The sequence below is a fragment of the Bacillus horti genome, assembly GCF_030813115.1.
Lineage (GTDB): Bacteria > Bacillota > Bacilli > Caldalkalibacillales > JCM-10596 > Bacillus_CH > Bacillus_CH horti.
Genome location: NZ_JAUSTY010000029.1, coordinates 1 through 23,396 on the forward strand (window position 1 = coordinate 1; position 23,396 = coordinate 23,396).

Sequence of the window (23,396 nt, forward strand, 5' to 3'; positions counted from 1 at the left end):
ATAGCACGTTGGCTAGCTGATGGTCAAATTGAATACCTAGGACGTATAGACCATCAGGTGAAGATTCGAGGCTATAGGATTGAATTAGATGAAATTGTGCATCAGCTATTACAGCATACAGATATTAGCGAAGCTTTAGTTGTGGCTTTAAAGGATCAGCAAGAACAGGCTTATCTTTGTGCCTATATAGTACCAGTAGAGGGAAGAGAGATTTCAATCCCAGAGGTTCGTCAGTATTTATTGGAAAAGCTCCCAGAGTATATGGTCCCTGTTCATTTTAAAAAATTAGAGTTCTTCCCATTAACGGCAAATGGAAAAGTGGATCGAATGGCTCTTCCAAAGCCTAATGAAGCAATAGAGAGTCAGAGTGAATACGTAGAGCCAAGTAATGGCATCGAACGAATAGTGGTGCAGGTATGGGAGAGTGTATTAGGCGTCCCTAGAATTAGTGTCTTAGATCATTTCTTTGAGCTTGGGGGAGATTCAATAAAGGCGATCCAGGTCTCTTCGCGGCTCTATGCAAATGGTCTGAAAATGGAAGTGAAGGATATCTTCCAATATCCAATTCTAAAGGCATTTGCTCAGCGCATTAAAAAAGATACAAAGAAGCTAGAGGATGGACCAGTAGAAGGAGATGTGGCTTTAACTCCAATTCAAAGATGGTTTTTTGAGCAGAACTTTACGGATCAGCACCATTTCAATCAATCTATTGCCCTTTATCGAGAGGAAGGCTTTAACCCGGATTATGTTGGAGCAGCCTTCAAAAAAATCGTTGAGCATCATGATGCTTTGAGAGCTACTTTTACGGTAGATAAGTCGAAAGTAAAGCAGACATTTTTAAAGACGGAGGACTGTTTGTGCGATTATCAGGTTATTAGTCTCGATTTAGCTACAGAGATGGCTCATTCAGAGATTGCAAGAATTATCCAACAATCACAAAAGTCTTTTGATCTTACAAAAGGACCGCTACTAAAGGTTATACTGTTTCAAACAAAGCAAGGGGATCATTTATTCTTAACGGCTCATCATCTCGTTATGGATGGAGTCTCATGGCGTATTATATTAGAGGATTTCAGTAAGCTCTACACCCAAGGAGTAGCAGGGGAGGACATGGTACTTGGAAACAAATCCTCTTCGTATAAAGAGTGGGCAGATTACCTTCAAGAGTATGCCCAAAGCAAGGAGCTGAAAAGAGAAAGGAAGTATTGGAAGAGACTACATGAACACGCTCCTCCAAGAAAAAAGTGGGAAATAGAATCAGGAAGAGATAGCTACCTATATCAGGATAGTGTAGACATAAAAGTAACTTTAACTAAAGAAGAGACGGCCCAACTGCTCAGATATGGACATAGAACCTATGGCTTAGAAATGAATGAGATTCTGTTAGCTGCATTGGGATTAGCTGTTAGAGGATGGGACGGCTCTAACAAGGTGCTCATTCATTTAGAAGGACACGGTAGGGAGGAAATGGTAGATCATATTCGATTAGACCAAACGATTGGTTGGTTTACGAGCATGTTTCCTGTTCTTGTTGATCTAAATGATTGCTCTACGTTAGAGGATGCTCTTATTGCTGTAAAGGAGGATATGCGTAGAATACCGAATCGGGGAATTGGCTATGGAATCATACGTTATCTTGATGATCAGCAAACTGGTCTAAGTGAAGAGCAGCAAGCATGGAGAAAGCCTGAGATCAGCTTTAATTACTTAGGGCAATTTGACCAAGATATGAACGGTAATCTCTTTCAACTCTCAACTATTTCATTAGGTGAGCAGATAAGTCCAACAATGGAAAGGATAGCTCCTATTGAATTTAACGGTATGCTGATTCACGAACAGCTTACCTTTAAGCTTACGTATCCTAAAAGTGATTTATCGGAAGGACAGGCTGATCAGCTAGCCAAATTGTTCGCGGAGCAATTAAGGAGGATTGGCAGCCATTTCAATCAAGCCACGGAGAGAGTTTTCACGCCAAGTGATTTTAAAAATGAAGGGATTACACGTCAGGAGTGGAGAGTGGTACAGGAATTCGCTGCGACAAGGAAGGAAGGTTTAGAGGCCATCTATTCATTGTCTGCTATGCAGGAAGGGCTTTATTTCCATTCTTTGATGGACCAGCGATCGGCCGCCTATTTTGAACAAATATCCTTTCAAATACGAGGCTTTTTAGACCCTTCAGCTTTAGATTCTAGCTTTCAAGCGTTGGTACAGAGGTATGATATTTTCAGAACATCCTTTATTCATGAAGGCTTGAGCCGCCCACAGCAGCTTGTCTTCAAAGGGTTAGATACTAAAATAAAATTCCATGATTTGTCCGGCTTAGATGAAGGGGAAAAAGAGGAACAGTATGGCAGGATTAAAAAGCATGATCGGAACAAAGGCTTTGATCTAGCTCAGGATGTCCTAGTGAGATTGACTGTGCTCAAGCTTTCTGAAAGTCGCTACAAGGTCATTTGGAGCCATCACCACATCCTTCTTGATGCTTGGTGTCTTGGAATTATCTTTAAGGAGCTCTTTGGTTTGTATGGCTCAAGAATTCAGGGTGAAAATCTTCCGGAAAACCAGACTACTCCATACAGTCAGTATATTAGCTGGCTAGAAAAGCAAGACAAAGAGGAAGCGCTGGATTACTGGAAATCCTACTTAAATGGTTATTCTGAGAGAATTGAAATTCCAAGGCTGTATCAAAAACAAGTCCAGAGTGAGTATGAACTAGAGGAAGTAAGCTTCAAATTGGATGAACAGGTCACGTTTGCCTTAGATAAAATTGCCTTATCAAAAACGACTACTCTGAGCAATGTGATGCGTGTAGCCTGGGGGATATTATTACAGAAGTACAATCAAACGGATGATATCGTCTTTGGTACAGTGGTATCAGGCCGTCCAGCAGAAATTGCAGGAATTGAACAGATGGTAGGGTTGTTTATTAATACCGTTCCTATCAGAATCCAATTTAACGATCAATCCTTTAGTAGCTTACTTGAGGAGGTTCACCAGGTTAGCTTAGAAAGTCTATCCTATGATTATGTTTCTCTTGCTGACATACAAGAGCAAACAGAATTAGGACAGCATTTATTAAATCATGTGGTTGTCTTTGAAAATACTCCAGTAGCTAATGATTTTAATGAAATGGAACAAATAGAGAAAGAGCTCGGCATTCAGATTGATCAGGTGGAGGCATTTGAACAAACTAGCTACGATTTCGATGTAACGATAGCGCCAGGTAAAGAGCTGTTCATTAAATTTAGCTACAACAAAAATGTATATAAAAAAGCGTATGTTCAACAAATAGCGAGGCATTTTCAAGAGATTATGAATAGCATTGCTTTAAATCCAGATGTGAACCCTAATCAAATTGAGTGTCTATCATCAGAGGAAAGGCAGCAATTAGTAGTAGGGTTTAATGCTAAACAAGCACAGCTTCCTACTGATCAAACAACCGTTCATCTAATTGAACAACAGGTTATTAAGAATCCAGATAGTACTGCTGTAAGGTTTGGATCTGAGGAATACACCTATAGCTATTTGAATCAGCATGCAAACCAAATGGCTAGATATCTACTCAAGCGAGGCACACAGCAGGAGGAACTAGTTGCGATCCTAATGGATAGATCACCTAAAATGGTAGAGAGCATCCTAGGGATATGGAAGGCTGGAGGAGCATACATTCCTATTGATCCAGAATATCCTAAGTCCCGAATTGAAACGATTATTCAGGAGTCTGGTGCTAAATATATAATCTCTAGCTCTATACTAACTGAGCGTATTTGGGGAACAGATGAGGCAGAAGATACAGATCAGTTCATAAAGGATCTTTCGTGCATTTTAGTCGATCAGGAGGATGAATTCATAGCTCAAGAGCCTAACTCTAACCTAGATGTAGAGATTTTACCTTCTAATTTGGCCTATGTCATTTTCACTTCTGGATCAACAGGCAAACCAAAGGGAGCAATGATTGAGCACGCTGGAATGCTTAATCATATCCTTGCTGAAGTAGACGAGCTACATCTGTCTTATAAAACAGTAATGGCACAAAACGCTAGTCATTGCTTCGATATTTCTGTGTGGCAATTTTTCGCACCACTAACAGTTGGCGGAGTATCGGTTATTTATCCTAATGATGTCGTATTCAACTCTACTCAATTTCTTGATTCAATCATTCGGGATGAAGTCACCATTCTTGAGGTTGTTCCTGCGTATTTAGGTCTAATGATGGATGATATGGTAGAGCAGAATCGTCTTCCTACAGCTTTACAGTACCTTATGATTACAGGTGAGACGGTGAAGCAGGCTATGGTAAGACGCTGGTTTGAGCTATGTCCAGATATTCCAATGGTAAATGCCTATGGACCAGCAGAGGCAGCTGATGATATTACTCAGTACACGATGAAACAGTGCCCACAAACGGAACATATTCCTATAGGGAAACCCCTTCAAAATTTGAATATCTATATTGTTGGCGATCACATGCAGCTTTTGCCTGTAGGTGTTGTGGGAGAAATTTGTGTTTCTGGAATCGGTGTAGGACGAGGGTATTTACATCAAAAGGAGCTAAGCCAGGCTGTATTTACTGATGATCCTTTTGGAAGCAATCCATCGAGGCTTTATAAGACGGGAGATTTGGGTCGCTGGCTGCCAGATGGGAATATTGAGTTTTTTGGTAGGAAGGATTATCAGGTCAAAATTCGAGGCTTCCGTATTGAGCTAGGAGAAATAGAAGCAAGGTTAGTTGAGCATGAGCAGGTTAAAGAAGCCGTTGTGCTAGATGTAGAGGATGATCAGGGGAGCAAATATCTATGTGCTTATGTTCTAACGGCAGAAGGAGTAAGTGTTCATGAGCTTAAACGCTTTATAGGGCAGACACTACCAGATTACATGGTTCCTACAGTGATTATGTTCATGGAGCAGTTCCCAGTTAATGCAAATGGTAAGGTGGATAGAAAGGCGTTACCAAAGCCTATTAACACAGGAGAGAGCAAGACTGCTTATGCAGCTCCAAGTACTATGATAGAGCAAAAGCTGAACGATATTTGGTATGAAATATTAGGAAATGAAAGAATGGGGATCGATACGTCATTTTTTGAAGTGGGCGGGCATTCTATTAAAGCTATGGCTCTTTCTTCCAAGATTCAGAAAGAGTTTAAGCTAGACATGGAGCTTATTCAAGTTTTTAGAAACCCTACAATCAGAGAGCAGGCCAGATACCTTTCACATGCCGGAAAGCATGAGGAAGTAGTAATAGAGAAAGCAGAGGAAAGAGAGCACTACCCTGTATCCTTTGGACAAAAAAGGATGTTTATTGTCCATCAAATGCTAGATTCAAAGAGTAGCTATAATATTCCGCAAATGACACTCATTAAAGGAAAGCTAGATCTTCTCAGAATGGAGAATAGTATAAACCATTTATTAGCTAGACATGAGTCCTTGCGCACCTCGTTTCATTTAAAAGATGGGGAGCCTGTACAGGTTATTCATTCAGGGGTTGACTTCAAGCTAGATTTGATAGACATGAGGGACCTAGAGCTAAACAATCCTGAAAAAGAGCGTAATGAAGCGATAGATAAAGCGATTCGTGACTTTATTCAACCCTTTGAGTTAGGGACAGCTCCGCTTTTCAGGGCGGGTATCATAAGATGTGCTAACGATAGGTATATTCTTATGCTGGATACTCATCATATTATTTCTGATGGTGTAAGCTCTATGCTGCTAGCAAGTGAGTTACTTGACCTTTACCAAGGAAAACCCCTAGCTAATCTAGAGATTCAATATAAGGATTACGCGCTTTGGCAAAGAGAGCAGCTACAAAGCTCCAAGCTACAACAGCAGCAGAAATACTGGGTTCAGGAATTTACACAGGGCATTCCAGTCCTCCAGCTGCCAACTGATTTTGTGCGTCCAGCACTGAAAAGCTATGTTGGTCATGCTATTGATTTTGAGCTAGATGAAGGCCTGTCAATAAGAATAAAGAATAGAGCGGAGGAAGCAGGAACAACTCTGTTTATCTATCTGCTGGCAGCCTATCATGTTCTCCTTTACAAATATTCAGGGCAGGAGGAAATTGTTATTGGCTCCCCAGTAGCCGGTAGACATTACAACGGTCTTGAGCACTTATTGGGGATGTTTGTTAATACTTTAGCATTGCGTAATAAGCTAGAGCCGAAGCAATCCTTCGCTAACTTTTTAGAAAATGTAAGACATAAAGCCCTACATGCGTATGAGAATCAGGATTATCCATTAGAGGAGCTTGTTTCAAGCTTAAAGCTACAGGTTGATAAGAGTAGAAATCCATTATTTGATGTTGTTTTTGTTATTCAAAATATAGATACTCCAAAGATGGATACTGGGGAGCTTCATGTTTCAGCATTCCCAATGAATCAAACGACATCAAAGTTTGATCTTACCTTTCTAGTAGTAGAGAAGGATGAAACGCTTTTGTTTAACGTAGAATACAGCACGCAGCTGTTTAAGGAACAAACCATTCGTCAAATAAGTGAGGATTATCGGGCTTTACTTAAAAGCATTGTAGATCAGCCAACGGTTTTGATAGAAGATATTAGGCTGACAAGGGAGTCTTATAAAGAAGAAAAAGTAATTACTGACGAAATCAGCTTTGACTTTTAATAACCCGAAATTCAATTGAAACTAGTAAACGAAAACGATGGAGAATAGGACCAGCTTTGATGGATCGTTTAAAACGATCAAAAGAGAAGGGACAGAGATGCATTAGTTAAAAAAGCACCACACTCTCTAGCTGGTCCGAAGCTCTTGATGGAAGACGAGAATCTAAGAAGGGGGAGGGCATGTATGAAGGATCAACATACATCAACGTCATTGGTTACTCACGATATGTACATAGAGGAAAAGAAATACTGGATGTCTAAATTAGCAGACAATCAAATCATTAGTGTTATTCCAAATGATATTCCGCGCCGTCTAAAGAGGACGAGTGAAGTTGAAAGCTACCATATGTCTATGCCATCAGCTTTGTCTAAAAAGGCTTTGGCATTAGCAAAGCAATCAGATCATGCATTATTTATGATTCTACTAGCCGGTGTTGCCTTTCTTTTTCAAAAATACACAGGCAATGACGATGTTCTTCTAGGAATGCCTTCCTTTAAGCAACCTAAAGACACTTCAAACGAGAGCAGACCATTGTCTCCTGTTCTACCACTTAGCTTATCTATAAAAAGTGATTATACATTTAAGCAGTGGCTACTAGAGACACGCAATACTGTCCTACAGGCTGATGAAAATAAAAGTATCCCCTTCTCAGCGTTACTTCAGTTGCTAGAAATGGAAAATCAGAATGAAAGTATTACGTGGGAAACAGTACTGTACTTGCGCAATATTCATCAGGTAGACACTCTTGAAGGTATGACGAATGATTTCATTTTAGATTTTGAGCGTAAGAATGATGAATTAGAGCTAAATATTCATTTTAATCCTGAGCTTTATAGCCGAGCTTTAATTGAACAATTTGGTGGACAGTTATTTCATTTGTATGACACTGTTCTACATCATACTGACTTAAAACTAGCTGATATCGAGGTACTTAGAAACCATGAAATAAAAGATATTTTATCAAACGCTGATACGGCTAGTTTTCCACTACATTCTAGCTTACAGCAATTATTTGAGGAGCAAGTAGAACGAGTCCCTAATCATATTGCCCTAAAGTATGGGGAAAAAGTGATGGACTATAAAGCCTTAAATGAGAAAGCTAATCAGGTTGCATGGTTTCTCCGAAAAGAAGGAGTAGGGAGAGATTCAATTGTAGGAATTATGCTAGATCGCTCCATGGAAATGCTGATTGCTATTATAGGAATCCTTAAGGCAGGGGGGGCATATTTGCCGATTGATCCAGCTTATCCAAAGGATCGCATCAATTATATGCTCGGGGATAGTGCTGCTCGATACCTAATAACCAAGTCTGCCTACCTGCATGATGTCAAATATTCGGGGTTAGTTATAGATTTAAACGATTCTATGATATCAAATCAACCGGTTCAAAATCTCGAAAGCTTAACTGAGCCAAGTGATCTAGCGTATATCATTTATACGTCTGGAACAACCGGCCAGCCAAAAGGAGCAATGATAGAGCATAGAAATGTCGTGCAGCTTCTCTTTAATGATCGCTTTCAGTTTCAGTTTAGTGAGAGAGATACCTGGACCCTCTTTCATTCCTACTGCTTTGACTTTTCTGTTTGGGAAATGTATGGTGCTCTACTTTATGGAGGTAGATTACTTATTATTCCTAAGGAAGTGGCTCAAAACACTTCTGATTTTGTACAGCTTGTGGAAAAAGAAAACGTTACTGTTTTAAATCAGACTCCTACAGCGTTCTACTCCTTTCTAGAGGAGCTTAAGCGGAAGCAATCCGAGCTAGATTTGCGTTACGTTATATTTGGCGGTGAAGCACTGAAGCCTGCTATGCTGAACGGTTATCAAGAGCGTTTTCCACATACGAAGCTAGTCAATATGTATGGAATAACAGAAACAACTGTCCATGTAACGTATAAGGAAATTTCAAGCTATGAAATCGAGAATAACATCAGCAATGTAGGAAAACCGCTCCCAACCCTTTATGTGCATATCTTAGATAAAAATAAGAGACTTGTGCCCGATGGAGCAATAGGCGAATTATACGTTGGCGGTGCTGGAGTTGCGCGTGGTTATTTAAATCGTCCGGAATTGACATCTACTCGTTTTATCCATGATCCGTATCGTCAAGGGATGATCCTTTATCGAACTGGGGATTTAGCTAAGCGTCTGCCTAGCGGAGAACTGGAATATTACGGGAGAATGGATCATCAGGTTAAGATTCGAGGTCATCGCATTGAGCTAGGAGAGATTGAGTCTGTTCTTTTAAAGCAAGGAGAGCTACTAGAGGTAGCCGCTTTAACTAGGGTGGACGCTGACGATCAGGCGTATATCTGTGTGTATTTCAGGTCTGAGAAGAAAATAGGCTCAGCGTTGTTGCGAGAAAAACTTGCTCAAGAGCTCCCTGAATATATGCTTCCTGCTTATTATATTCAAGTTGACGCTTTACCACTGACCTCAAATGGCAAGCTTGACCATAGCAAGCTTCCGAATCCATTACATGGTGTTGAGCTTGAAACGGAATATGTTTCTCCCCAAACCGAAACGGAGCTACTATTAGCCCAGCTTTTTCAGGACGTATTCAGTGGCTCTAGGATTGGAGTAAAGGATAACTTCTTTGAGCTTGGTGGAGATTCTATCCGTGCCTTGCGTCTGGTCAGTGCTATTAATGAATCTCTTGAGACTGAGCTTCAAATTAGACACATTTATGAGTATTCAAGCATTGAGCAATTAGCAGAGTGGATGGATCAGCAGGACCAAACGGATCAATTAGAGCCCGTGCTTGAAACAGAAAGTGTGATTGAGGAAATTGAAGCGCAGAAAGCGGAAGTATTGTCTAATGATTTGGAGCGTAAGAAGCTTCCTGCAAATATAGCAGATATGTATCCTCTAAGTGATATTCAGTTAGGCATGCTCTATTATCAAATGCAGAATCCGGATGAAGGAACCTATCATGATCAGATGCCTTATGAGTTCATAGATGCTACGTTTCATAAGGAAGCACTTATTCATGCCTTGGAGCTACTGACCAAGAAGCACCCTATGTTAAGGACCGTCTTTCATTTGCGCTCAGCGTCAGCTCCTATGCAGATTGTCTTAAATGAGGCAACGCCAGATGTCGCTTTCATAGATGTTTCGCAGCTAGAAAGGTCTGCTCAAAAACAGCATATTGAAGCAGCATTGCTAGAGGATCGGTCAGCAGGCTTTGATTTGTTAAAGCCGTTATGGCGTGTGCAAGTTTATAAATGGGGCGAAATGAATTATTCCTTTATTCTAATCTGTCATCATGCAATTTTAGATGGCTGGAGTGTGGCTTCCTTTATAACCGAGCTAGCTAATCTGTATTTAAAATTAAAAGATGGTGTGCTGGAAACCTCTACTCAGCTTCCGTTAAAGCATGATTATAAGGCCTTTATTATAGAACAGCTTGCTATCAAAAAAGATGAGACGATGCGCTCATTTTGGCAGAAGGAGCTAGAGGATTACAAAAGGCTTTCATTGCCAAGTCGATTAGTAGAGCACCAGGAAACAATGATTTTTGAATATGAGTTAGATGAAGCGCTATTAAGGGACTTAAAGCACCTAGCTCAGAAGCATCACACTACGATGAAGCATGTTTGCTTTGCTTTCTATTTAAATATGCTGAATATGCTCTCCTATGAAAATGATTTTGTTGTTGGAATTGTAGAGCATAATCGTCCACATTGTGAGCATGCGGATCAAATATTGGGCTGCTTTTTAAATACGGTTCCTTTTAGAATGGCTTTTGGGGCACAACTCACTTGGGATCAGTTTATTGAAGCAGTAGATATGAAGCTAAAAGAGCTTAAATGGTATGGTCGTCTTCCATTTCAGGAAATTTTAAAATCAATCGGTGAGTCTTCTACTGGAAGCAATCCCATTTACGATACATTTTTTAATTTCATAGATTTCCACATCTATAAGGAGATGAATTTTGAAACGACTCAGGATAATGAAAGCCTAGAAATCAAGGAATTTACTAAAAATCATATTTCCTTTGATTTCACAGTCATTCATACGGAGGAACAGCTTAAGCTCAGCTTAATTTACTCCAATTCTGTTTTTTCAAGGGAAGATATTCATAGGCTTACTCAGTACTTCGTTCAAAGTGTACGTTTAGCAGCGACTCAAGGACAATCTGTCATAACTAAAGAGTACATGCTGTCTGTGGAAGAGAAACAGCTTCTAGAAAGACAGCTTTTAGGAGAAAATCCAACTGGCTTAGCAAATAACGAGAAAATATCTAGTATGTCTAGCATCTTTGAGCTTTTTGAAGCAAATGCTTCTCAGGGCTCTACCCAAATAGCCTTGGTCGATGAAAAACAGAAGCTATCGTATGAACAGCTTAACACTCAGGTACGCTTAGTCGCCACAGCTTTAAAGAACAGGGGTATCGAGCCTAAACAGACAGTAGCAATTATGCTTGAACCATCCGTAGAAGTCATCATTAGTATGCTATCTGTATGGAAGATAGGTGCTGTTTTTACACCAATTGATCCTGAATCACCAATAGAACGAATAAACTATATCCTACAGGACAGTGGAAGTGTGGCCCTTGTTTCAACTGAGGAGTTAATAGCTAAGGGAGAAGGGAAGATAGAAGTCTCCTGTATGAGTGTAGACCATTTACTAGTGGAAAAAGTGAGCTGGTCAGAGGTTCATGACCCTAGCACAGCATCTATTGATTTAGATGATTTAGCTTATATTATGTATACCTCAGGCACTACAGGTATTCCTAAAGGTGTAATGATTAAACACGGCAGTTTAGCCAATTATGTGCATTGGTTCAAACACTTTACTAAGATTTCTGCAAAGGATCGAGCTGCCTTACTTTCGTCTCACAGCTTTGATCTGGGGTATACGAGCATCTTCTCAGCTCTAGCGTCAGGTAGTGCTTTATACCTGCTCTCAAAGGATACGTACATGCAGCCTCACAAACTTGTGAATTACTTGGATGAGCAAAATATCAGCTTTATTAAGCTTACGCCTGCACTGTTCAGCACGATAGCCCAGCAAAGAGAAGCAAGGGCTCAGCTGTCTTCCCTTAGATTAATTGTACTAGGAGGAGAGGCTCTACAAGTGAAGGATGTGGAGGTGTTCCATCAAGCGTATCCACATGTAGAGTTTGTTAATCATTACGGGCCTACAGAAGCTACCATTGGCTGTATCGCTCAGAAAATAAGCTTTGAGGAGTGGGAGTTATTCAAGCTCAGCCCAACACTTGGCCATCCGATTGATAACACTAGAGTGTATATGCTGGATAAGAATAATCAATTGCTTCCACATGGAGTTGCTGGAGAAATAGCTATAGCTGGAGCGGGATTGGCTCAAGGATACCTGAATCGTAATGAATTAAATACTGAAAAATTTGTTTCCATTCAGTTATTAAACAATATAGAACGAGTATATAAATCTGGTGATTTCGGAAGGTTTACAGAGGACGGACGTATAGAGTATAGGGGTAGAATTGACGATCAAGTCAAAATACGTGGCTATCGAGTAGAACCAAAAGAGCTACAGGTGCAGCTTCAGAGGCAAAAGGATATTAAGGAAGCGTTCATTTTAACCGAAGCAGATGAGGCTGGCTCTACTTATCTAACTGCGTATTATTCAGCTAATAAGGAGCTAAATATATCAGAGCTGCGTGCGTCTTTATTAGAAGATTTGCCTGAATATATGCTTCCAAGATATTTTGTATTTTTAGATCAATTCCCTCTAACGCCAAACGGTAAAATAGACAGATTAGCATTAGCTAGCCATAAGCCTACAGTTTTTTCAAGTCATGCTTTCGAAGGGCCAAGAACGACTACTGAAGCGATTTTGGTTAAGCTATGGAAGGATGTCCTTGGACTGAAGGAGCTCAGTATTCATGATCATTTCTTTGAGGTCGGTGGAGATTCCATTAAGGCGATCCAGATATCCTCCAGGCTTTACGCCCAAGAGCTCCAAATGGAAATTAAGGATTTACTACTTTATCCAACCATTGCCCAGCTCAGTAAGCATATTAAGCCTTTAGTAGAAAGGATTGATCAAGGACTGGCTCAAGGCAACGTTGAATTAGCTCCTATTCAACGCAGATTTTTTAAAGCTCATTCAGATACTCAGCATCATTATAATCAGTCTGTGATGCTCCAATTTAATGATGGTTTAAGTGAAGCAGAGGTAACAATTATGTTTAAAAAGCTTCTGGAGCATCATGATGCCTTACGTATGCGTTACTCTGATGAAGAAAATGGAGAGGTAAAGCAGTTTTATGCAGACATCCAAAATACCTCCAAGTCATTTACTTTGCAAGTATTTGATTGGACAGAGAAAGCGGAGGAAGATATTGAGGCTGCTATTTCAATTGAACTCAATCACTTACAGGGAAGCCTAAATATATTTGATGGACCATTAATACAGTTGGGCTTGTTTCAAACTATGAAGGGTGATCATCTAGCTGTGATTATTCATCATTTAGTTATAGATGGTGTTTCATGGAGAATTTTATTTGAGGATTTATCCACCTTGTATAGGCAGCTTCAAAATAAGGAGCCTTTAGCGCTTCCGGCTAAAACTCATTCTTACCAGCATTGGTCTAAGCATCTGCAGGAGCTCGTAATGAACAAAAGCTTCATGAAATCAGCAGATTATTGGCAGAAGCTTGAGCAGGTGGACGCACACCCATTACCTAAAGATCATATAGCAGAGAGCAATTTGACTAAGGATACTAGATTTGTAGAGTTAGCCTTCTCGAAAGAGGAGACAAATGATGTGTTAAAGCATGTTCATCGTGCTTATTCCACAGATGTGAATGATTTTCTACTTAGTGCTTTAGGATTGGCTTATCAGCAATGGAGTGGATTAGATAAGCTGTTTATCGATTTAGAAGGTCATGGACGCGAGGATATTGTCCAAGCTGTTAACACCTCAAGAACAGTCGGCTGGTTCACAGCTATTTATCCGATTCTTCTTGACATGTCATCACTTAGCATCGGACGACTTAGTGAAGACAGGCTCTCTTATTTCTTAAAAGCTACTAAAGAAAGCTTGAGACAAATCCCACATAAGGGTATTGGATATGGGGTTCTGAATGAGTTCACTTCAAGGGAGGAGAAGGAAGAGAGAACGAGTATTAAAGCAGAGGTTAGCTTTAACTATCTTGGGCAGTTTGATCAGGATTTAGATACGGACAGCTTTTCGCTATCCCCTTATTCAAGTGGTATGACCATTCATCCTGAAAGACCCAGAGCGTATGCTCTTGATGTGACCGGCATTGTGTCTCAAGGAAGGTTAACCCTGTACTTCCATTATAACGTAAATGAATTTGAGGACAGGACGATTCAAAGTTTGGCAGACCTTTACCTAGAGCAAATACAGCTGCTTACTGAGCATTGTAAGCATGTGAAAGTTGGAGAAAAAACACCTAGTGATTACCGTAACAGCTCTATAACCATCGATGAGCTTGCTTTTATTCAAAAGCAATTTATCCACCGCGAAATTGAGAAGGTTTATGGATTATCCCCTATGCAGAAGGGTTTTCTCTTTCATGCTTTATATCATGAGGGGTCTAATGCCTACTTTGAACAATTTTGCTTTACTTTAAAGGGAATTCTGAATGTGGAGGCGTTTGAAAGAAGCTATAATGAGCTGTTAAAGAGATACGATATTTTTAGGACAGCATTCATTTATGAAAACGTTAAGGAAATGCAGCAGGTTGTACTGGAGCATGAGGATATTAAGATTTGGTATGAGGATGTTCAGCATTTAACAGATCTTGAAAAACAGCAATATACGGCAAGCTTTAAGCATGCTGATCGTGAAAAAGGCTTTACATTATCGGAAGGTTTGCTTATGAGAATGTCGCTTATACGACTGGAAGAACAAGAATATCAGGTCGTTTGGAGTCATCATCATACCATTATGGACGGATGGTGTATGGGCATTATCACTCAAGAGTTCTTTACTATTTACTCCACCTATGCGCGTAATGAAGAGCCTATACTTGAGAATCCAGAGCCGTACAGCCGTTACATCGATTGGTTAGAGCAGTTGGATCATGGTGTAGCATTAGACTATTGGAAGGACTATTTATCTGAGTATGATCAACAGGCTACTTTACCTAAGACAAATGACCTGCTATCAAGTGAGGAATATACTAACAAGGAACAATACTTCGATTTAGGCAAGGACTTGTCCCTTAAAATTCAGACGTTAGCAAAGCAGGAGCAGGTTACCATTAATACTATTTTTCAGGCTGTGTGGGGAATTTTACTACAGAGATACAACCATACAGATGATGTTGTCTTCGGTTCTGTTGTTTCCGGTAGACCGCCGGATCTTCCTGGGATTGAGAAGATGGTGGGGCTGTTTATTAATACGATTCCAGTAAGAGTGAAAAGCAGCTCAAATATGAGCTTTTCGGAGCTTCTAAAGACTCTTCAGGAACAGGCTTTTGAAGCCAAGCAGTACGAATACTTTTCTCTAGCTGAGATTCAAAATACATCTACGTTAAAGCAGAATTTGCTCGAAAATATTATGATCTTTGAAAATTACCCTATTGAAGCACAAATGAAAGAATCCAATGAACAGGGTATACAGCTATCAATTGATCAAGTCGAAATTTTTGAACAAACCAATTATGACTTTAATATGACCATCATTCCTGAGAATGACATGACGATACGGTTTAGCTACAATGCTAACGTCTATACGGAGGAGACGGTTGAAAAAGTAAAGGGTCACTTATTTGAGGTTTTTAGACAGGTTACTCACCATTCTGAAATGAGAATGAGAGATATTACGATTGTCTCTGAGCAAGAAGCACATCAGTTACTGAGCCAATTTAATAACACCCTGATGCCTTTCCCACATGATAAAACCCTTCAGGATATGTTTGAAGAACAGGTTGCTCAAACTCCTGATCGTCTGGCTGTACGATGTGGTGATACTACTTTAACGTATGCTCAGCTAAATCAGCGTGCTAATGCTATTGCTCATTATCTGAGGGGAAAAGGGGCTGACAGGAATAGTCTCGTAGGTATTTTGGTTGAACGGTCTATTGAAATGATGGTTGGAATATTTGGCATTATAAAAGCAGGGGCTGCCTATTTGCCTATCGATCCAAGCTTACCAACAGATAGAATTCAATACATGCTGGAGGATAGTGAAGCAAAGCTAGTCATTACTCAAAAAAAATTCCTTGAAGTGCTGAAAGATGTAGAACATCGAATGGCTACAGAAGCATTGTTTACAGTGGTAAATTTGAATGATCCATCATTGTATAGTGATATCATTGCACCAGCTGAAAAATATAGTTCACCAGAAAGTTTAGCCTATGTGATTTATACTTCAGGGTCAACGGGTAAGCCAAAGGGAACAATGATTGAGCACCGTTCTGTATTAAATAGGATTCATTGGATGCAAAGGAAGTATCCGCTCACTGAGCATGACGTCATCCTGCAAAAAACACCGTTTACGTTTGATGTTTCTGTCTGGGAGTTATTTTGGTGGACCTTTGCTGGCGCTTCTGTGAGTTTGCTACCGCCGGGTGGAGAGAAAAACCCTGAAATGATTTTACACACCATTGAACGAGAGAAAGTAACGACGATGCATTTTGTTCCTTCTATGCTAAACGCCTTTTTGGAGTATGTGGAGCACACCGCAGAGAGAGATCAATTACGCTCTTTAAAGCGTGTCTTTACTAGTGGAGAAGCTCTTCAAGCTAATCAAGTTAATCAATTTATAGCTCTTGTTAATAAGCATTCGGGAGCCACCCTGCACAACCTATATGGACCAACAGAGGCAACAGTGGATGTATCCTACTTCGATTGCTCGGAGGAAGGCTTGAACGTTATTCCAATTGGAAAGCCAATAGATAACATCAAGCTGTACGTGCTAAATCCTGATTTAAATCTACAGCCAATCGGCTGTCCAGGGGAGCTGTGCATTGGTGGAGTTGGAGTTGGCCGGGGCTATATAAATAAAGCGGAATTAACGGCTGAAAAGTTTATTTCTAATCCTTTTGAAACTGATCAAGTGTTATACCGTACAGGAGATCTTGTCAAATGGCAGGAAGACGGAAATATTCAATATTTAGGACGTTTTGACCATCAGGTGAAAATTAGAGGTCATAGAATTGAATTAGGTGAAATTGAATCCCAGCTTTTGAAGCTACCAGCTATCAAAGAGGCCGTAGTTATATCTAAGCCTGATCATAATGAGAACAATCAGCTTGTTGCCTATATTGTGGCAACGACACGGTTAGATGCGACTCAATTAATTGAACAGTTAGCTGCTAAGCTTCCTGAGTATATGCTCCCAGCAGCTATTTTACAGCTAGATTCAATGCCTCTTACCCATAATGGGAAGCTAGACCGTAAGTCTTTGCCAGATCCATCCTACAAGTCTGAAAGGGAATATGAGGCCCCAAGAAATGACATTGAGGAAAAACTAGTAGAGATATGGATGGATGTTCTAGGGACCCAGCAGGTTGGCATTCATGATCATTTTTTCAGCCTAGGTGGAGATTCTATCAAAGCCATTCAAGTTGCATCCAGGCTATATAAATATGCTCTTAAGCTAGATATTAAGGATCTCTTTCAGTATCCTCGAATCGCTGACTTAAGTAAGTATGTTCGTGTCAATCGTAGAAAGCAGAGTCAGGAAATGGTCACTGGTGAAGTTATGCTAACTCCTATTCAAAAGCACTTTTTTGAAACTCAAAAGCTTGAGCCAAAGCATTTCAACCAAGCGATTTTACTTTTTAATGAAAAAGGCTTTGAAGAGCATACAGTGAGACAGGTATTTACGAAGCTTGTTGAGCATCATGATGCACTAAGAATGGTTGTTAGGAAGGAAAATAATCAGTTTGTTCAGGAAAATCGACCTTTTTCGACAAATTCTCTTTCTGATCTATTCAAGCTCTTTGTTTTTCAGGTTCCTATTCAGGAGGATGTGTCAAGCTACATCCATCGCACAGCCACAACGATACACGAGGATATAAGCCTTGAGCAGGGTCCTTTAGTAAAGGTAGCCATATTTAAAACAAATGAGGGAGATCATTTATTAATAGTCATCCATCATTTAGTGATTGATGGGGTTTCTTGGAGAATACTATTAGCTGATTTAGAGCTTGGCTTTAATCAGGTATCCCGGCAGCAGCCTATTGAATTCCAAGCAAAAACATTGTCTTTCAAAGAATGGTCTGTGGCTCTTTCCGATTACTCTAAGAGTAAGCTCGCCTCTAAGGAATTAGCTTACTGGGAAGAAGTAGAGGCTGAACAATTTACTATTTTGCCTAGGGATCAGTCTATGAAAACCCGACTTTTACATGACGCCGATGTTCTGTCTGCTTCTTTATCTAATCAGCAGACCAAGCAGCTTCTGACATCGGCACACCAAGCCTATAATACTGAGATTAATGATTTGCTCCTTAGTGCATTGGGGCTGGCTTTACACAAATGGACAGGACGAGAAAGGCTTGGCATTCATTTAGAGGGTCATGGAAGGGAAGAAATCGTTGCTGGTCTTGATACTACAAGAACGGTTGGATGGTTTACAGCTATTTATCCTGTTGTTTTGGATGTTAAGGGAGTTCAAGCTGAAGAAGCGGAAAGCGTAGGTTATTGGATTAAGAATGTGAAAGAGATGTTAAGAAAGGTCCCGCATAAAGGTGTAGGATATGGCGTTTTAAAATACAATGCTAGCTTGCTACAGGATAGTCCTAGTGACGGTATAGATGTTCTCTTTAATTATTTAGGGCAGTTTGATCAGGAATTAAACTCAAGCTATTTCAAAGGCTCACCTTATTCAAGTGGAATCGCTTCTAGTCCTGGATCGATTAAAGAGTATGCTTTAGATCTAAGTGCCATCGTTACGGAAGGAAAGCTAGCTGTGCGCGCAGCCTTTCATCCACAGGAATTCAAAAGAGAAACAATTGACTTGTTTTTGCAGCAGTTTATACATTCCTTGGGTGCGGTTATTGATCATTGTGATTTGCAAAAAGAGACGATATCTACACCGGCTGATTTAGGCTATGAGGACCTAACAATTGATGAATTGGACGAGCTACAGGATGAGTTAGGTGAGCTTATTGATGACTAAGTGATAGGGAGGGGATACAGGTGAGTCAAAAGGTTGAAATTCAAAGAATATATCCACTAACTCCTATGCAAGAGTCCATGCTTTTCCACGCCATTATGGATGAATCAAATGCTTATATTGAACAAATTTCATTTGATGCGATAGGGGACGTTAGTATAGAAGCCTTTGAACAAAGCTTTAACTTGCTAATAGCAAGGTATGATGGGCTACGAACCGTCTTTAAATACAAAAATGTGGCTAGACCTATTCAGATTGTGCTTAAGAAAAGGAAGGCCAAGGTTCAGTTCCATAGTCTAAAGGGGGTAGAGGACTCAAGTAAGGCTTCATTTATCCAAGACCTCCTTGAAAAGGAGCGTCAAAGAAAATTTGATTTGACTAAGGACATACCTATGAGGATTACCGTTATCCAGCTTGAGGAACAAGTCTATAAAATGATTTGGTGCTACCATCATATTATGATGGATGGCTGGTGTCTTAGCTTATTGTTTAAGGATTTCTTGGAGCTATATCAGTCAACGCTACAAGGATATCAGCCAACACTATCCCCTGTATACCCGTTTCACACGTTTGTTGATTGGCTTGAAAAGCAGGATACGGAGGAAGCACAGCATTACTGGAAGAAGCATTTGGAGGGCTTTGAGCAAATTAGTGAGCTTCCGGGCAAGCGTTTCTCAGAGGTAAGGGAACCAGAGCAAAATACTCAGCAGCATGATTCCTTAAGCTTTCAATTCTCAGAGCAGGATACGAGGGCATTAGAGGACCTAGCAAGGAGAACTCAAGTAACGACAAATTCTATCCTTCAGGCTGTATGGGGGGTCTTGCTGGGGAGATATAACCATACGCATGACGTAGCTTTTGGAGTGGTCGTATCCGGAAGACCACCTGAAATTGTAGGAATCGAAAGTATGATAGGGCTATTTATCAATACGGTCCCTATGAGAGTAGAGATGTCTGGTTCAGCATCCTTTATCGAAGTGGTTGAGGACATGCAGAGGGTTACACTGGAGGCTCAAAGATACGCTCATTTATCTCTATCAGACATTCAATCACAATCGCTACTAAAGCAGAATGTCATAGATCATATCATGGCTTTTGAAAACTATCCTATTCAAGAGCAAATGCAGCAAGGCGAATCGTCTACTAATGATGCCTTAACGTTTGAGATAGATAATGTACAGATTTTTGAGCAGACAAACTATGATTTCAATATTATTATTAGCCCTGGAATGGAAATGCAGGTGAAGTTTTCCTTTAACACAGCTGTGTACGAGCGAAGCTTTATTCAGCAAATAGGCGGACATGTTCAGCAGATCATTAAGACGATCCTAGGCCAGCCAAATATACGCATTGACGAGATTCCTATCGTAACGGAGGAGGAAGAGGCTGTTCTGCGCGGCTTCCATACAGCAAGCCTTGATGGTGGGCTTGGTAGCTATCCGAGGAATAAGCTGCTGCCGGAGCTGTTTGCTGAGCAGGTTGCCTTAAGACCCGACGCTTTGGCTGTCGTCCAAGGGGAACGAGGTTTCACGTACATGGAGCTAGAGGAGGAGAGTGATCGGCTGGCTCAGCGTCTGATTCAGCAAGGGATACAACGTGGAGAGCGAGTGGGCCTTATGGCAGGTCGGTCCGCGGATATGGTCGTTGGGATGCTGGGCATTGTGAAGGCTGGAGGAGCGTATCTTTCGTTAGAGGCAGGGCTTCCTGAGGAGCGGAAGCAGTATATGCTCCAGGACGGAGGAGTCCGCTGGATTGTAGTGTCGGAGGCGCTTAGACAGGGCGTTCCTGCGGGGGCTGTGGCTCTTGTGCTGGGTGCAGAGGAGGAAGAATCTGGAGCTTCAAGAGGTGAGGATAGAGGAGTCACGCTAGGAGCTTCGAATGTACAGGCTAGTTTAAGCACATCTGAGGCAGTGGCAGAATCAGCAGCAGGAATAGCGGGGGAACGGATCAGCAAAGGCTCGGCTGAGCAGGTAGCCTATGTGATGTATACGTCAGGCTCAACAGGGACCCCGAAGGGGGTCATGGTCACTCACCGAAATGTGGTCAGACTCGTGAAGCAAAGCAATTATGTACAGCTGGAGGCTGGAGATCGACTACTGCAAACCGGAGCGAGTGGCTTTGACGCTAACACCTTTGAAGTCTGGGGAACGCTTTTGAATGGTCTGACCGTCTATTTCGTGGAGGATGACATTCTGCTTGAGACGGAGCGTTTAGGAGAAGCGCTACAAGCCTATCAGATTAGCACGATGTGGCTCACATCTCCCCTATTTAATCAGCTGGCGCAGCAAAAGCCTAGCATCTTCCAAGGGATGAAGCAGCTGCTTGTAGGGGGAGATGTGCTGTCCCCCGTGCATATTGAGCAGGTCAGACAGGCTTGTCCCAGTCTAACGGTGATCAATGGCTACGGGCCGACTGAAAACACGACCTTCTCCGTGTGTTATCGAGTAGAACCGGGGGAGAGGATCGAAGGAGCCATTCCGATTGGCTACCCGATCAGTCACTCTAGCGCCTACATTCTGAATGAACAGCAGCAGCTCAAGCCCATTGGGGTTGCGGGAGAGCTGTGTGTAGGTGGCGATGGAGTAGCACTAGGCTATCTGAATCAGGCGCCTCTCACAAAAGAACGCTTCGTTCCTGACCCGTTTCTGCCTGAGGGCAGAATGTATCGAACGGGAGACCTAGCCCGTTGGCTACCCGATGGACGGATCGAATACCTTGGACGGATGGATCAGCAGGTCAAGCTGAGAGGGTATCGGGTGGAGACCGGAGAGGTGGAAAGCCAGCTCCTGAAGCTTGCTGGGGTTCGAGATGCTGTTGTTCTCGTCAGAGAACATGGAGGGGAAAAGCAGCTTTGTGCGTATTATGTAGCGGATCAGGATCTAGACGTAGCGGAGCTAAAGGCCAAGCTGAAAGCAAAGCTACCCGACTACATGATCCCGACCCTGATGATGAGCATGGAGAAGCTACCTCTGACAGCGAACGGGAAGATTGATCGGGCCCAGTTGCCTGAGCCTGATCGCACTCAACTGGCGTGGAGCGAAGAGCCGCCAGCTGGGGAGGTGGAGGAGCGTTTAGCCCAGCTTTGGCAGGATGTGTTAGGCGTAGAGCATGTGGGACGAGGGGATCACTTTTTCGAGATGGGAGGCCATTCCTTGAAGGCGACCCAGCTGTTAACGCGGATTCATAAGGAGTTTCAGGTGGAGGTTCCGCTACGATCGATCTTTAAGGCTAGCCAGTTCATTGATATGGCAAAGGCTATTGAGCAGGCCAGTTTAAAAGAAAAAGGAGTGATTCCTAACATTGAATCGCGTTCTGAATATAGAACCTCGCCAGCCCAAAAGCAAATACTAGCTATACAGCAAATGAATAAAGAAAGTATCTCCTATAACATTCCCTGGGGCTTGTTCATAAAGGGAGAGCTAAAGCATGAGGATATCGAAGAGATCCTTAAGAAGCTCATTCAAAGACATGAAGCGTTTAGAACATCATTCCTTTTTAAAGAATCGGGCCCAGTACAGATTGTTCAGCCTAACGCTAGCTTTACTATGGAGTATATAGAATTGGATGAAGCTAGAGATGATCAATATCCTGAAGGTATGGGTGAAGAGGAAATAGACCAAATCTTTGAGTCCTTTGTTCGTCCGTTTGACGTGTCACAGGCTCCTTTGCTTAGGGCGGGCTTGGTAAAGTGTGCGGAGAATAAACACTTCTTTATGTGTGACATGCATCATCTAATATCTGATGGTACATCAATGAGCATCCTGCTGGAGGAGCTAACAGCGTTGTGTAATGGGGAGAGTGTCCCTCCACTTAGAATTCAATATAAGGATTATGCGGAGTGGCAGGAAGGCAGGATTCAGTCTGGAGACTTTCAAGAGCAAAAAGCGTATTGGCAGTCTGTATTAGGTGGAGATTTACCAGAGCTTAGCCTGCCAACCGATTTCTCCAGGCCACAGGTCAGAAGCTTTGCTGGAGACCGAGTTGAGTTTATGGTAGATCAGGACCTAACCCAAAAGCTTCACTCTGTTGCCCAGGCTACACGCACCACATTGTTTTCCGTTCTACTAGCAAGCTTAAATATCTTGCTCCACAGATATAGCGGACAGAGAGATATTATCGTAGGATCGCCTGTAGCAGGAAGAACTCATAGTGACCTAGAGCGTGTGATCGGCATGTTTGTAAATACGCTGGCTTTTAGAACACATCTAGCAGAGAATATAAGCTTTCAAAATTTGTTACAAACGGTTCAGATGAATGTTGTAAAAGGCTTAGAAAATCAAGAGTATCCATTGGATAAGGTGATTAAGGACTTATCCCTAAGCGTGCAACCCAATCGCAACCCACTATTTGATGTCGTTCTTGTTCTTCAAAACATGACTAAGCCAGCAGGACAAATACAGAGTCTACAATTTGAGTCTTATGAGTTCAATCCTGGTACGGCCAAGTTTGATCTCACCTTACAAGCTATTGAGCAAGATGGACAGTTAGCATGCACGTTCGAATTTAGTACAGATTTATTTAAACGGGAAACGGTGACCCATTTTTCAGCTGATTTTATACGAATATTGGAGCAAATATCAAGCAATCCTGAAATAGAACTACAGGATATTCAATTAGAGAAACGCTATAAGAAGTTAAAGCAAGTCATTAAAGAGGATGTAAGCTTTAAATTTTAGGCTGAACGCTTAAGTAAA

3 protein-coding genes are annotated in these 23,396 nt (G+C 41.5%); all 3 read left to right on the top strand.

Annotation, left to right across the window (positions count from 1 at the left end):
- The first annotated feature begins 57 nt into the window (after positions 1-57).
- The 3 genes from J2S11_RS21205 (at position 58) to J2S11_RS21215 (ending at position 23,378) form a co-directional block, all read left to right on the top strand.
- The gene (locus J2S11_RS21205) at positions 58-6,621 is read left to right on the top strand and encodes a non-ribosomal peptide synthetase (protein WP_307398038.1); all 6,564 of its coding nucleotides are present in this window, start codon (positions 58-60) and stop codon (positions 6,619-6,621) included.
- 183 nt (positions 6,622-6,804) lie between these two features.
- Positions 6,805-18,705, top strand: coding sequence for a non-ribosomal peptide synthetase (locus J2S11_RS21210; protein ID WP_307398040.1), 11,901 nt, complete (start codon positions 6,805-6,807; stop codon positions 18,703-18,705).
- 20 nt (positions 18,706-18,725) lie between these two features.
- The gene (locus J2S11_RS21215; protein ID WP_307398042.1) at positions 18,726-23,378 is read left to right on the top strand and encodes a non-ribosomal peptide synthetase; all 4,653 of its coding nucleotides are present in this window, start codon (positions 18,726-18,728) and stop codon (positions 23,376-23,378) included.
- Positions 23,379-23,396: the final 18 nt, after the last annotated feature.

Bases quoted from the DNA above. Each gene is read 5' to 3' on its own strand.
- J2S11_RS21210 (WP_307398040.1), top strand. From the start codon at position 6,805: ATGAAGGATCAACATACATCAACGTCATTGGTTACTCACGATATGTAC.